We start from the raw sequence: 13762 nt of genomic DNA, 5'->3' as shown, positions 1-13762 counted from the left end.
ATGTGCATCAATTAAACTGGTTCTACTAAAAACAGTGGTTGATCGTACTCAACTGGTGAAGCGTTATCAACAAGTACTTTTACTATACGGCCTGAAACTTCAGATTCAATTTCATTGAACAGTTTCATAGCCTCAATGATACATACTACGCTACCTGGTTTAATCTCGTCGCCAACATTAACAAACAGGGGTTTATCCGGGCTTGATGAACGGTAAAAAGTGCCGATCATTGGTGATTTTACGGTAATGTATTTCGACGTATCCGGAGCAGCAGGAGCAGTAGGCTCAACAGGCGCAGGAGCCGGTGCAGTTGGTAATGCCTGTGTAACAGGTTGCGTAACTGCCGGAATAGTGGCATGAACCACTGTAGGTTGCACCTCGTTGGTTTTTATTGTGATCTTAAAATCTTTTTGCTCGATTGATACTTCGTTCACGCCCGATTTGGAAACAAAGCGAATAAGGTCCTGAATTTGTTTAATATCCATGTTGAAGGATTAATTGGTTTTGGACAAAGTTTATATCTAAGTTATAGTCAAATGTGCAGATATGCAAATGCGCAGATATGCAAGTTATGTGTTGATTAATTAGCTTTTAAAATGACCGGCTATCGTAATTAAGCGGTCTGTTTTCTATTCCCTTAAGCAGATAACATGTACTTTTTACAGATGTTTTAAATTTCTGATGTGATGAATATACTTCCTTTATGTAAATTGGCACATCCGCACATCTGGAATCAGCACATCAATAAGCCCATTTTAAATAAACTGAACCCCAGGTAAAGCCACCGCCAAAGGCTGCTAAAATGAGGTTATCCCCTTTTTTAAACTTGCTTTCCCATTCCCACAGGCAAAGCGGGATGGTGCCGTTGGTGGTATTGCCATAGCGCTCGATGTTAACGATCACTTTATCTGAGCTTATACCTGTACGGTTTGCAGTAGCATCAATAATACGCTTGTTGGCCTGGTGTGGTACCAGCCAGGCAATATCATCACCGGTAAGGTGGTTGCGTTCCATTACCTCGTGCGCAACATCGGCCATATTGGTTACTGCAAATTTAAACACGGCCTGGCCTTCCTGGTAGGCGAAATGTTCTTTAGCATCAACCGTTTCATGGCTTGCCGGTTTCAATGAACCGCCAGCTTTCAGGTTTAAGTACTGACTGCCCGAACCATCGCTTTTTAAAATAGAATCGATAACTCCGTTGCCTTCTTCATTAGGCTCAAGCAATACCGCGCCGCAGCCGTCGCCAAAAATGATGCAGGTTGCACGGTCCTGGTAGTTAATAATGGCCGACATTTTATCGCCGCCAACAACCAGCACCTTTTTATGTTTGCCGCTTTCAATAAATTGAGCGCCTGTGGTTAAGCCGTATACGAAGCCTGAACAGGCTGCCTGCAAATCAAATCCCCATGCGTTTTTAGCACCAATTTTATGCGCTAAAAGGTTTGCTGTAGCCGGGAAGATCATATCGGGGGTAGTAGTGCAAAAGATGATAAGATCGATCTCCTCTGCACCGATGCCGCGTTTTCTGAGCAGCTCGGTAACGGCAGGGACCGCCATATCAGATGTAGCAAGGCCTTCGCCTTTTAATATGCGCCGCTCTTTGATACCGGTACGGCTGGTTATCCATTCGTCATTTGTATCAACCATTGTTTCCAGTTCCTGGTTGGTTAATACATAGTCGGGAACGTAACCATGTACTGCGGTAATAGCGGCATGAACTTTACTCATCTTTATAAAATTACTGGAATGCTTGTTTTATTTTATCAACGAGGTTACTGTCCACCATGTTCCTTGATAAAAGGACCATGTTTTTTATTGCCTCGGGGCTCGAGATGCCGTGACCAACAACAACGGGGGCATTTACACCCAGTATAGGGCTGCCACCGTATTGTTCATAATTAAACCTGTCAAAAAACTCGTCCTTTAGCTGTTTCTTCCGCGTTATAACATAGAACGATTCGGCAAGCTTTAATATTACATTGCCGGTAAAACCATCGCATACATAAACGTCGGCGCTTTCACTGAAAAGATCGCGTCCTTCAACATTACCTACAAAGTTAAACAACGTTGTAGCTTTCATTAATGGGTAGGTGGCCTGGCTAAGGATATTACCTTTTTCTTCTTCTTCGCCGATGTTCATGAGAGCAACACGCGGGTTGCTGATATCATAAACTGCCTGTGCAAATAAACTGCCGAGTACACCGAACTGAACAAGCACATCTGGCTTACAATCGGCATTGGCACCTACATCTAACAAAATACCCAAACCGCCTTTAAGTTTGGGTACAATAGTAGTCATTGCCGGGCGTACAACACCCGGAATAGTTTTTACGCTGAACATGGCACCAACAAGCATGGCGCCGGTATTGCCAGCCGATGAGAAGGCCTGAATTTCGCCGCTTTTTAACAGTTGGAACCCAACTGATATGCTCGAATCAGGCTTCTGAACAATAGCTTTGGTAGGGTGCTCACCCATACCAATAACTTCGGTTGTATGTACAAACTCGAAGTTATCAGGGCTTACACCATTTTCCTGAAGAATACTTACTGTAACTTCCTTATCGCCAATAAGTACCAGTTTCTGGTCGGCAGATAAAGTTTTATACGCTTCGATAGCTCCTAAAACAGCTGCTTTGGGAGCGTAATCACCGCCCATAATATCTAAGCCAATCTTCATTTTCAGAAAATTAAACTTATGCTACTGCTGCTTTCTCAATAAGAACTTTACCGTTGTAGTAAACATTACCATCAACAGTATATGCCCTGTGCGGCAAATGCACAGCGCCTGTAGTTTGGCAGGTAGTTAAAGTTGGAGCTTCCGCTTTGTAATGCGTTCTGCGTTTATCTCTCCTTGATTTCGAAAATTTCCGCTTTGGATGTGGCATAATATCCTAATATTAATTATTTATTCATTTTCCTGAGCGCATCCCACCGTGGGTCTGTTTGCTCACTTTGTTCACCATTTGCCGAAAAACTATTAAGTTTTTCAAGCATTTCTTTATCACAATAAGGGGTTTCACCCTCGTTGTCGCAAACCGATATAAACGGCACTGCAACGTTAATGTATTCATAAATCAGCCCGGCTACATCAATCTCATGATCGTTTTTGCCAAGGGTAATGATCTCCTCGTCTTCATCTATCGGTTCATCGCTGAACTTAGCTATTTGCTGTTCAGTAATATCAACCTGCTGCGGCAGTTGCGATAAACACCTGTCGCAGGTGGTATCAATTGTGCCGTCTATCTTAAAATTCAGGATCAGCATAGTTTCCTGCTTATCCAGTTCAACCTCACAGTGCAGGGTTGCTTTTTTAACGAGCGAATATTCAAACTCATCAAAAAAGTCATCCTGTATGTCATACTCAAACTGGTGTTTCCCAAGTTTAAGCCCCGTAAATGGAATCGAATATTTTTTAAGCGATTTCAATGAGCAACAATTAGCCCGCAAATGTAGAGAAAAATACCATAACTGGAAAGTGTTTTTTTATTTTGCCCCTTTGAAGAGGCGAAAGGCGACAGGTTAGAGGTAAAAGGTTATGTTACAGCGATTTTTATGTGCGCAAAAATCGCTGTAACATTGTTAAAAATCAATTTGCTAAGCTGTCGCCTTTCATCTTTGAGGCCAGTTGCAATGCTTTGTAAGCATTTACAATGCCCCCGGTTTTGGATAGCGTTGTAAAATCAACCTTTTCGGTTTTGCTGCCGGGTTTTAATACCATGGTGCCCTTTAGCGGTGTTGCCGAGCCTAAAATAGCTTCCTTTACCTGCTTAGCACTCAGGCTTGGATAGTATTCTAATATCAAAGCCGCAATGCCTGCCGTTATTGGCGACGAAAAGCTGGTGCCGTCTTCTGTATCAACCTCAGCATCGGTAGTGATGGAAGTAACTTTTACCCCCGGCGCAAATATATCAACGCTCTTTTTGCCGTAGTTGGAAAAATCGCCGGCAAGGTTTTGCCCCATTCTGGGCCCCGACGCACCAACGCTGATCACGTTATCAGCATCGCTTGATGAGCCATCTAAAAAAGTATCATTTGGAAATTCGGGCTGAAGATCCATGTCCTGGTTATCGTTACCGGCAGCCATCACTAATAAAACATCCTTTGAGGCAGCATATTTGAAAGCGGCATCTACCCATTCCTTATGCGGCGAGATCTTTTTTCCGAAACTCATGTTAACCACCCTGGCGCCGTTATCAACCGCGTAGCGTATAGCATTGGCTACGTCTTTATCATATTCATCGCCATTAGGGATGGCCTTAATGATCATCAGTTTTACATTATCGGCCACACCATTGATACCATAATTGTTGTTACGCACCGCGCCAATGAGCCCGGCCACACCGGTGCCATGTGCCGCATCGGCAAATTTTACCAGGTTATTGCCATATGGTTTGCCATCCATAGTATCAGGGTCATCCCCCACAACTCGCTTACGCGAAGTAAGATCAGGCGATACATCGTTGTTGAGCTTTGCAAGATATTCGCTTAGGTCTTTAATGATTTTGGCGTTGGTAGAACCGGCTCCCTCCTGCGAAAATACCGATTCCCAAACATATTTGCTTTGGCTTAGGGTGTCATTAGTGGCTTTAACCTTAACAAGGTCGGCCTGGGTAAAAGTGCCGTTTGCCGGTAAGTTCAGACCGCGCTTAATATACCCGCTGGTAACCATCAACGCGTTCATTACCGGCGAAAGCTGGCCGATTTCGGTATTGGCCTTGTTTACTGTTGAATCATAAACCGTTTTAACACGCAGCCAGTAAGCATATTCTTTTTTATTGGTAGCAGTCGAATCCGTAACCGAAGCATATCTACCTTTTAATTTACTGTATTCACGTACCTCTTCTGTGGTTTCGGTAAAGTCGGCTTTGCCGCCGGGGCCGCCTAAAAAGTTCCATCCGTGTATATCGTCAACGTAGCCGTTATGGTCGTCATCAATGCCGTTTCCCGGAATTTCTTTTTTATTTATCCATAGCACTGTTTTAAGATCCGTTTGTGAGGTATCGGCACCACTGTCAATAGTTGCAACAACAACCGGCTTGCTTTTTTTGCCTTGCACAAACATATAAGCCTGCTTTAAGCTGATGCCGTAAAAGCCGCTCTCCTTTAAATCAAGCAGGTGCCAGGCTTTTGGCGGGGCAGGATCGGTAACAGGGGCCTGTTGTGCCGATGCCGGTAAATTAACTAATAATGCTGCTGATAAAGTGGTTGCGCTTAAGTACTTGCAAAATTTGAACATGAACAGTGTTTAATATGATGTCTTTATTTAAAGACTAATGAATCGTTTTAGTTTCTATAATCTTACCAGGCTTTTTACGTGCCGGCTTTCATTTAGGTTAATTTTTATTTTCAGGGTGTTTCCTCTGGCCGGGCTATCCGCTCATACGCCTGCAGGCCTTACGCTCGTGGCCGGTATCCGCTACTATCCCTAACACTGTCTGAACCGGGATTTGGGTGGATTATGGGGATGGACAGGATTTTTTCTTGTGTCCTACTTATAAAATAGGAACAGCAATCCCATAAATCCTAAAAACTCCTCCAAATCCTGGTTCAGAAACTACAAATCAAACTTTATCCCCTGGGCTAAAGGCAGCGTTTTTGAATAGTTTATAGTATTGGTTTGTCGCCTCATATAAACTTTCCATGCATCCGAACCTGATTCTCTGCCGCCGCCGGTTTCCTTTTCGCCACCGAAAGCGCCGCCTATTTCGGCGCCCGATGTGCCGATGTTAACATTGGCAATTCCGCAATCAGAACCTGCGTAGGATAAAAATTGTTCTGCCTCGCGCAAATTATTGGTCATAATAGCCGATGACAGTCCTTGCGGAACACCATTTTGCAGGTCGATGGCCTCCTCAATAGTGCTGTATTTAATGAGGTAAAGGATAGGGGCAAAGGTTTCATGCTGCGCTATCTTAAAGTGATTTTTAACTTCGGCAATGCACGGTTTAACATAGCAACCCGATTCATAACCTACGCCTTCCAGCTTGCCGCCTTCAACTACAAAGTTGCCGCCTTCGGCTTTGCATTTTTCAATCGACTCAAGATACAAGGCAACAGCATCGGCGTCAATCAAAGGGCCCATATGGTTGTGTTCATCCAAAGGGTTTCCAATCCTGATCTGCTTATAAGCGTTAACCAGCTTTTGCTTAAATGCCTCGTAAACGCTTTCATGAATAATAAGCCTGCGCGTACTGGTGCAACGCTGGCCGGCAGTACCCACTGCACCAAACACCGCGCCGATGAGCGACATGTCCAAGTCGGCATTTTCGCTGATGATAATTGAATTGTTACCGCCAAGCTCCAGCAGGCTTTTGCCCAACCTTGCACCAACCGCGGCGCTCACCGCTTTACCCATACGGGTTGAACCTGTGGCTGAAATTAAGGGAACACGCGTATCAGCAGCCATGAGCTCACCAATGTTGCGGTCGCCGATAACCAGGCATGAAACGCCTTCTTCAATGTTATTCTTTTTAAAAACCTCCTGTGCAATATGCTGGCAGGCAATAGCTGTTAAAGGCGTTTTTTCGGATGGTTTCCAGATGCATACATCACCGCACACCCAAGCCAGCAGGGAGTTCCAGCTCCAGACCGCTACCGGGAAGTTAAATGCCGAAATGATACCAACTATACCCAGCGGGTGGTATTGCTCATACATGCGGTGCTCGGGCCTTTCGCTGTGCATAGTTAATCCATACAACTGGCGGCTTAAACCAACGGCAAAATCGGCAATATCTATCATCTCCTGCACCTCACCCAGGCCTTCCTGCAGGCTTTTGCCCATTTCGTAGGATACCAGGGTACCCAGGTCTTGTTTGGCTGCGCGTAAAGCCTCACCAATCTGGCGCACTATTTCGCCCCGTTTAGGTGCCGGGGTTTTGCGCCAGGTTTTAAATGCTTTGGCTGCCTGCTCAACCGCCTGGTTATAATCTGCTTCGGTTGCCAGCCTTACTGATGCTATTTTTTTGCCATCGACCGGCGATGTTATATTTTTTGCTGCAGCACCGTTGCTGCTGCCCCAGGTACTGCCTGTACTAAAGGCGTCATTAATATCGTTTATATGTAAACGTTTTAGGATATCTGAAATATTAGGCTCCATAATTGTTACTTTTGCCAAAGGTAGAAATCTTTAGGGCAATTTTTCAGAATCACTCATCGCTTGCCTGTTGTATCCATTGTCATTAATTATCAATGCTTTGTATTGAACAGTTGTTAAGAATGTTTGAATGTTGAAAACTAAATTGCATTTTGGATGCTTACTTATTGTAATTTGAACTCAATAAGTCTTTACAAGGCAATTTGTCAACCTAAAGCGGATGTTCTGCAAACAAAATTGAATGGAAGAAGAATTTGAATTTGGTTTTACCGAAGACCCAAAATTCTCGGTAGAACGGTACGAGGAAATGATCAGAAATCAGGACTTGTACTTTTTTGATGCCCAGGCGTTTGAGAACATTATCGACTACTACATCGAAAAAAATGATCCGGCCAGGGCATTACAGGTAGCAGAGTACGCGAGAAGCCAGCACCCTTTTGCGGCAATTTTCCTGATTAAACAGGCCCAACTGCTTGTGGTAAGCAACAAGGTTCCGGAGGCTTTTGCCGCTTTGGACCAAGCTGCTATGCTCGAAGCATCTGACGCGGATATCTATATCATCCGTGGTAATCTGTACGAAAGCCTGGAGCGTTACTCCGAGGCGTTGGAAAATTACGAAAAAGCGCTTGACCTTGCCGAAGAGACCGACGAGATCCTGCTGCACATAGCCTACGTTTATCAAAACATGGGCGATTATGATACTGCTATAACCTATCTTAAGCTTTGCCTTAAGCAAAATATGGAAAACCAGGATGCCCTTTACGAGCTGGCTTTTTGCTACGACGTGATGGATAACCAGCAGGAAAGCGTACAGTTTTATCAGCAATATATCGATAACGAACCGTACAGCTACGCGGCCTGGTATAACTTGGGCAACGCTTATACCAAGCTGAGTCTGTTTGAAAAAGCCATCGATGCTTATGACTATGCTATATTAATTAAGGACAGCTTTGCTTCGGCCTATTTTAACAAAGGCAACGCACTGGTTAACCTTGAAAAATATGCAGAAGCTATAGAAGTATACCGTCATACTTTTGAGTATGAACAGCCTAATGCCGATACGTATTGTGCCATTGGCGAATGCTACGAAAAGCTGGAGCAAATGGACGACGCCCGGGCTTTCTACAAAAAATCGGTTAAGATGGATCCAAAGCTGGCCGATGCCTGGTTTGGGATAGGTGTAACCCTTGATTTTGAAGAGCGCTATTTTGAGGCCCTGCACTTTTATAAAAAAGCGCTTGACCTTGACATCGCCAATGCCGATTACTGGTTTGCTATTGCCGATGCCGAATATAAGCTCGGGCATTTGGATGAAGCAGAAAAGGCTTACGAAAAGGTGGTTGAGCTAAATCCGCTTGATATTGATGCCTGGCTTGATTATTCGTCGATACTTTACGAGCAGCAAAAGCTTAATGAAGCTATTGAAATTATAGCCCAGGCTATCAAAAATAACCCCGAAGCGGCCGAGCTTTACTATCGTATGGTTGCCTACCTGTTTGCCAAAGGCGAATACAATGAAGCCCTTAACAACCTGGAGTATGCTTTAGCAGCCGATCCGGAAAAACATTACATCCTGTTTGATTACCTGCCGCAATTGCAAAAGAATAAAGTGATTGTGGATATTATCAACAGGTATACTAAGTAGGGAGAATGGTTGATTGAGTTGATTAGGTGAATGGTTCTATCTCTTAAATAAGGTAAAACACGAAAAGACGCATGGAATATGTGTCTTTTCGTGTTTTAAGATAGACGCGCGGCCGCAAGATGACGGCATATCACCCCACTCACTTAATCAACTCAATCAACAACTCACTACCAACAATGAATTTACCATGAGCTTTAAAATCATTTAACATTTGAAATTTGCACATCTGCATATTTGTTGCGACCTTTGCCTCGTTAGAACTTTTAGTTATAGGCTATAACAAATACTTACAATGAACTACACTATTAATCATCTTCCTGATCGTACAACTAAACCCCGCGATAAAGGCATTACCATGGTTATGGACAAAGGCCTTAGCTTGCGCCAGGTTGAAGATTTTATTGAAGTTGGCGGGCCGTATACTGACATTGTAAAGCTGGGTTGGGCTACATCATATGTAACCCCTAATCTTGAACAAAAGCTAAAGCTCTACCGGGAGGCCGGCATCCCTGTTTATTTTGGGGGCACCCTGTTTGAGGCCTTTATTGTACGTAACCAGTTTGACGATTACCGCCGTTTATTGGATAAGTTCCAGCTGGAACATTGCGAAGTATCCGATGGTTCGATCACTATTGAGCATGATGTAAAATGTAACTATATCAGCGAGCTGGCCAAACAGGTTACGGTAATATCCGAAGTTGGCTCAAAAGATGTTCAAAAGATTTTTGCTCCTTATAAATGGATCAAATTGATGAATGCCGAAATTGAGGCCGGCTCGTGGAAGGTGATAGCCGAAGCTCGTGAAAGCGGTAACGTTGGTATCTATCGTGATTCGGGAGAGGTACGCCAGGGGTTGATTGATGAGATCCTAACCCAGATTCCCGAAGGGACAATTATATGGGAAGCGCCTCAAAAAGCGCAGCAAGTTTGGTTCATTAAATTGATAGGTGCAAATGTTAGCCTGGGTAATATCGCCCCAATGGATATCATTCCACTGGAAACTTTAAGGTTAGGTATCCGCAGCGATACTTTCGACCATTTTTTAGAGATGTAATTGTTGACTGATCTTAATATAACAATTAACCCAGCCTCCGGAGCAATCCGGAGGCTTTTTGTTTTATAATAGTACTTTCCCTTTAACTTTGCCCTTTTTAGCGCAAGTCTTGAGTTTGGGGCTGTGTGTGGTTGACTTGTGCTTTAACTTTAATCTGTAAACTTATTTTAGGACGATACAGCATGGTGTAGAAGGCACAAGTTACCCGTGCTCAGGCAATCGCACAAAACTTGCGCCAGTGAGGGGTTAAAACTATATGTCTTTTTTCTTAAAAATCACATCAATTCTTAATTATCAACATTGCAAGTATTTAAAAATCAATTAATTTCTCTTGCATAAGAACAAGGGATGCATGTTATTCCAGGCATGTGGAAAACTCCGGCTATTATGCTGTTCAGCATACTAATAGATTTGATTTAAAACCCCTGAACCTTTTTAGTGTTGCACGTACTCAGTTAATTTTATCATAATCTGTAAAAGCTATGGCTAAAAACATTACCAGGAAGGCGCCCGCAGCAAGCGGGGAAAAGGGGCTCAAAGCCGAACGCTATTTCACCAAAGAAGGTACCAGTGTTTACGACCTGTTTAAATATGAAAAGCGATCGTCGGTGATCCGCAACCCCTCAGGCGATGCTGTATTTGAAATGAACGATGTTGAGGTGCCTGCAGGCTGGTCGCAGGTGGCTACCGATATCCTGGCTCAAAAATATTTCCGTAAGGCAGGCGTACCCCAACCCGACGGCTCAACCGGATCTGAAAAAAGTATTAAACAAGTTGCCCACCGTATGGCCAACTGCTGGAAGGATTGGGGCATGCGATATGTTTATTTTGCTTCACCAAAAGATGCTGAGATCTTTTATGATGAAATAGTTTATACTATTGTTGGCCAACTGGCTGCCCCAAACTCGCCGCAATGGTTCAATACCGGTCTGCATACTTCATACGGCATTACCGGCAAACCACAGGGGCATTATTATGTAGACCCGGTAACAGAACAATTAAGTAAATCAACTTCAGCTTATGAGCGCCCGCAGCCGCACGCCTGCTTCATCCTTTCTGTTGATGACGATTTGGTGAACGAGGGCGGCATCATGGACCTTTGGGTTCGTGAAGCCCGTATTTTTAAATACGGATCGGGCGTAGGTACAAACTTTTCTAAGATCCGCGGTGAGAGTGAAAAACTATCGGGCGGTGGTTATTCATCGGGACTGATGTCATTCCTGAAAATAGGCGACAGGGCAGCGGGAGCTATCAAATCGGGCGGGACAACCCGCAGGGCAGCCAAAATGGTTTGCCTTAACCTGGATCACCCCGAAATTGAGGGTTTTGTGAACTGGAAAGTGGAAGAAGAAAAGAAAGTAGCAGCCCTGATAGCCGCAGGTTATTCGTCTGATTATGAAGGCGAGGCCTACCGCACGGTATCGGGTCAAAACTCCAATAACTCGGTACGCATTCCCAACAGCTTTTTCACAGCACTTAAAACCGGCTCGGCCTGGAATTTAACCAGCCGGATGAGCGGCAAAACCGTTAAATCCATATCCTCGCAAAAACTGTGGGACGATATCGCTTTTGCTGCCTGGGCCTGTGCCGATCCGGGTGTTCAGTTTGATAGCACCATCAATGAGTGGCATACATGCCCCGAAGGTGGCAGGATCAACGCATCTAACCCCTGCTCGGAGTATATGTTTTTAGATAATACAGCCTGTAACCTGGCATCCATCAATCTTGCTCATTTCTTTAATCCGCAAACACGTGTATTTGATGTAAAGGGTTTTGAACATGCCTGCCGAATGTGGACCATTGTACTGGAAATTTCCGTATTGATGGCTCAATTCCCATCAAAAGAAGTAGCACAATTATCCTATGATTATCGCACACTTGGCCTTGGTTATGCCAACCTGGGTTCGGCCCTGATGGTGAACGGCATACCTTATGATAGTGACGAAGCGCGTGCTATTGGCGGCGCCATCACCGCCATCATGACCGGCACTGCCTATGCAACTTCAGCCGAAATGGCCCGTGAGTTGGGTGCTTTCAGCCGTTACAATGATAATAAGGAGCACATGATGCGGGTGATGCGCAACCATCGCTACGCTGCGTATAACTCTACCGAAAACTACGAGGGACTGGAAATTACCCCTCCGGGTATTAACCCAAAGCATTGCCCCGATTACCTGCTTTCAGCTGCCTGCAATGCCTGGGACAAGGCTGTTGAAATGGGCGAAAAATATGGCTACCGCAACGCCCAAACCACTGTTATAGCTCCGACGGGAACTATCGGTTTGGTGATGGATTGTGATACTACGGGTATCGAGCCGGATTTTGCACTGGTGAAATTTAAGAAGCTATCGGGCGGCGGTTACTTCAAGATCATTAACCAGGCCGTACCGGAGGCTTTGCGCAATTTAGGTTACCAGGAACATGAGGTTACCGCCATTGTTAATTATGCCAAAGGTGCAGCGACCCTAAAAGGTGCTCCGCATATCAATATAGATACGCTTAAAGCCAAAGGTTTTAATGATGATGAACTGGAAAAGCTGGACAAAGGCCTGGTATCTGCCTTTGAGATCAGTTTTGCTTTCAATATCTGGTCGCTGGGCGAAGAATGTTTGAAACGTTTGGGCATCACGGCCGAGCAGTATAATGCGCCCGATTTTAATGTGCTGCGCGCACTTGGTTTCAGCAAAAAACAAATTGCAGAAGCTAATGAGTATATCTGCGGTACTATGACCATCGAGGGAGCGCCGTACCTGAAACAACATCACTATCCTATTTTTGATTGCGCCAACAAATGCGGCGCAAAAGGCCAGCGCTATATCCATGCCCATGGGCACATCAAAATGATGGCAGCAGCGCAGCCGTTTCTTTCGGGTGCCATTTCAAAAACCATCAACCTGCCAAACGAAGCTAAAGTTGATGAGATAAAAGATTGCTACGAGCTTTCGTGGAAGCTGGGCCTGAAAGCCAACGCACTTTATCGTGATGGCTGTAAGCTATCCCAACCGCTTTCAACCAAATCAGATGTTAAGGAAGAAGCTGATGACAAGCTGGATACAATTGAAGAAGTATTAGGCGAAGCTGCTAACGTAAAACTGAGCGATCTGACACCCGAGCAGGTTATTGAAGCAGCCATGGCCATCATGGAGAAATCAAAGGATACCAATTTTATGCGCCAGCTTTCGCGCGTGGTGCAAAAGAAACACCTGCCATACAAACGCCGCGGCTTTACGCAAAAGGCCAGTATTGACGGGCAAACCGTATTTGTACGTACCGGAGAATATGAGGACGGTACCCTGGGCGAGATTTTTGTAGATATGCATAAAGAAGGTGCAACCTTCCGCTCATTGATGAACTGTTTTGCCATCGCGGTTTCTATCGGTCTGCAATATGGCGTACCGCTGGAAGAATACGTAGAAAAATTTACCTTCACCCGTTTTGAGCCGGCGGGAATGGTGGTAGGACATACCAATATTAAAAGTGCAACCTCCATTATCGATTATATTTTCAGGATGCTGGGCTATGAATACCAGGACCGCACCGACCTGGTACACATCATAACCGATAAAAACGGCATATTGGGAAACCCGCAAATGGGTGATGAGGATTTTAATGCCGATGAAACCAATGTGTACCAGCCATCTATGCAACCTTCAGATAATTCTATTAATGCTCAAAGAAAAGGCTTATCTTTCGATGTTAGTATGGGTGTGCAAAGTGATGCGCCGAGTTGTAACGTTTGCGGGCATACCACGGTTCGTTCGGGTACCTGTTACAAATGCTTAAACTGCGGCAACTCAATGGGATGCTCGTAATCAATACGGATTTTTTCAAATCAATTATAAATAGTTAATTATGTTTAGCCCCGCTCGCCAGGCGGGGCTTATTTATTACCAGGGGCAAAATTGATGCAGCAGTAATAGTAATTGCAATGCCATAAAAGCCCGGCTATAAAGCCCACCTCCAACCC

Annotated in this window: 10 protein-coding genes; 3 read left to right on the top strand and 7 right to left on the bottom strand. The window is 44.6% G+C overall.

The window, feature by feature from the left end:
• Nucleotides 1-11: 11 nt before the first annotated feature.
• The 7 genes from accB to amaB form a co-directional block, all read right to left on the bottom strand.
• Entirely contained in the window at nucleotides 12-485 is a 474-nt protein-coding gene (gene accB, locus DIU38_RS23410) for an acetyl-CoA carboxylase biotin carboxyl carrier protein (protein ID WP_112651732.1), read from the bottom strand.
• 256 nt (nucleotides 486-741) lie between these two features.
• Entirely contained in the window at nucleotides 742-1731 is a 990-nt protein-coding gene (locus DIU38_RS23405; protein WP_112651730.1) for a beta-ketoacyl-ACP synthase III, read from the bottom strand.
• Nucleotides 1732-1741: 10 nt separating this feature from the next.
• Nucleotides 1742-2680, bottom strand: a complete 939-nt coding sequence (plsX, locus tag DIU38_RS23400; protein ID WP_112651728.1) for a phosphate acyltransferase PlsX — start codon at nucleotides 2678-2680, stop codon at nucleotides 1742-1744.
• Nucleotides 2681-2696: 16 nt separating this feature from the next.
• Nucleotides 2697-2888, bottom strand: a complete 192-nt coding sequence (gene rpmF / locus DIU38_RS23395; protein WP_090534782.1) for a 50S ribosomal protein L32 — start codon at nucleotides 2886-2888, stop codon at nucleotides 2697-2699.
• Nucleotides 2889-2904: 16 nt separating this feature from the next.
• Nucleotides 2905-3429, bottom strand: a complete 525-nt coding sequence (locus tag DIU38_RS23390) for a YceD family protein (RefSeq protein ID WP_112651726.1) — start codon at nucleotides 3427-3429, stop codon at nucleotides 2905-2907.
• A 160-nt stretch (nucleotides 3430-3589) separates the two neighbouring features.
• Nucleotides 3590-5239 (bottom strand): S8 family serine peptidase, encoded by a 1650-nt coding sequence (locus tag DIU38_RS23385; protein WP_112651724.1) that lies wholly within the window; start codon nucleotides 5237-5239, stop codon nucleotides 3590-3592.
• Nucleotides 5240-5557: 318 nt separating this feature from the next.
• Nucleotides 5558-7099, bottom strand: a complete 1542-nt coding sequence (amaB, locus tag DIU38_RS23380; protein WP_112651722.1) for an L-piperidine-6-carboxylate dehydrogenase — start codon at nucleotides 7097-7099, stop codon at nucleotides 5558-5560.
• A gap of 238 nt (nucleotides 7100-7337) precedes the next feature.
• Between amaB and DIU38_RS23375 the strand changes: the two genes are divergently transcribed.
• The 3 genes from DIU38_RS23375 (at nucleotide 7338) to DIU38_RS23365 (ending at nucleotide 13607) form a co-directional block, all read left to right on the top strand.
• Nucleotides 7338-8741: a tetratricopeptide repeat protein gene (locus DIU38_RS23375; protein ID WP_091172989.1), complete on the top strand. Its 1404-nt coding sequence runs from the start codon at nucleotides 7338-7340 to the stop codon at nucleotides 8739-8741.
• 292 nt (nucleotides 8742-9033) lie between these two features.
• The gene (locus DIU38_RS23370) at nucleotides 9034-9795 is read left to right on the top strand and encodes a phosphosulfolactate synthase (RefSeq protein WP_112651720.1); all 762 of its coding nucleotides are present in this window, start codon (nucleotides 9034-9036) and stop codon (nucleotides 9793-9795) included.
• Between the two features lie 482 nt (nucleotides 9796-10277).
• Nucleotides 10278-13607, top strand: a complete 3330-nt coding sequence (locus DIU38_RS23365; RefSeq protein ID WP_112651718.1) for a vitamin B12-dependent ribonucleotide reductase — start codon at nucleotides 10278-10280, stop codon at nucleotides 13605-13607.
• The last annotated feature ends 155 nt before the right edge of the window (nucleotides 13608-13762 follow it).

Source organism: Mucilaginibacter metallidurans (genome assembly GCF_003286435.2).
Classification (GTDB): Bacteria; Bacteroidota; Bacteroidia; order Sphingobacteriales; family Sphingobacteriaceae; genus Mucilaginibacter; species Mucilaginibacter gossypii.
The sequence above is the reverse complement of the archived record's forward strand: the minus strand, read 5'-3'. Positions and strand labels throughout refer to the sequence as shown.

Excerpts from the sequence above, each read along its gene's own strand:
- accB (WP_112651732.1), bottom strand. The coding sequence starts at position 485 with ATGGATATTAAACAAATTCAGGACCTTATTCGCTTTGTTTCCAAATCG.
- DIU38_RS23405 (WP_112651730.1), bottom strand. The coding sequence starts at position 1,731 with ATGAGTAAAGTTCATGCCGCTATTACCGCAGTACATGGTTACGTTCCC.
- plsX (WP_112651728.1), bottom strand. The coding sequence starts at position 2,680 with ATGAAGATTGGCTTAGATATTATGGGCGGTGATTACGCTCCCAAAGCA.
- rpmF (WP_090534782.1), bottom strand. The coding sequence starts at position 2,888 with ATGCCACATCCAAAGCGGAAATTTTCGAAATCAAGGAGAGATAAACGC.
- DIU38_RS23385 (WP_112651724.1), bottom strand. The coding sequence starts at position 5,239 with ATGTTCAAATTTTGCAAGTACTTAAGCGCAACCACTTTATCAGCAGCA.
- amaB (WP_112651722.1), bottom strand. The coding sequence starts at position 7,099 with ATGGAGCCTAATATTTCAGATATCCTAAAACGTTTACATATAAACGAT.
- DIU38_RS23375 (WP_091172989.1), top strand. The coding sequence starts at position 7,338 with ATGGAAGAAGAATTTGAATTTGGTTTTACCGAAGACCCAAAATTCTCG.
- DIU38_RS23370 (WP_112651720.1), top strand. The coding sequence starts at position 9,034 with ATGAACTACACTATTAATCATCTTCCTGATCGTACAACTAAACCCCGC.
- DIU38_RS23365 (WP_112651718.1), top strand. The coding sequence starts at position 10,278 with ATGGCTAAAAACATTACCAGGAAGGCGCCCGCAGCAAGCGGGGAAAAG.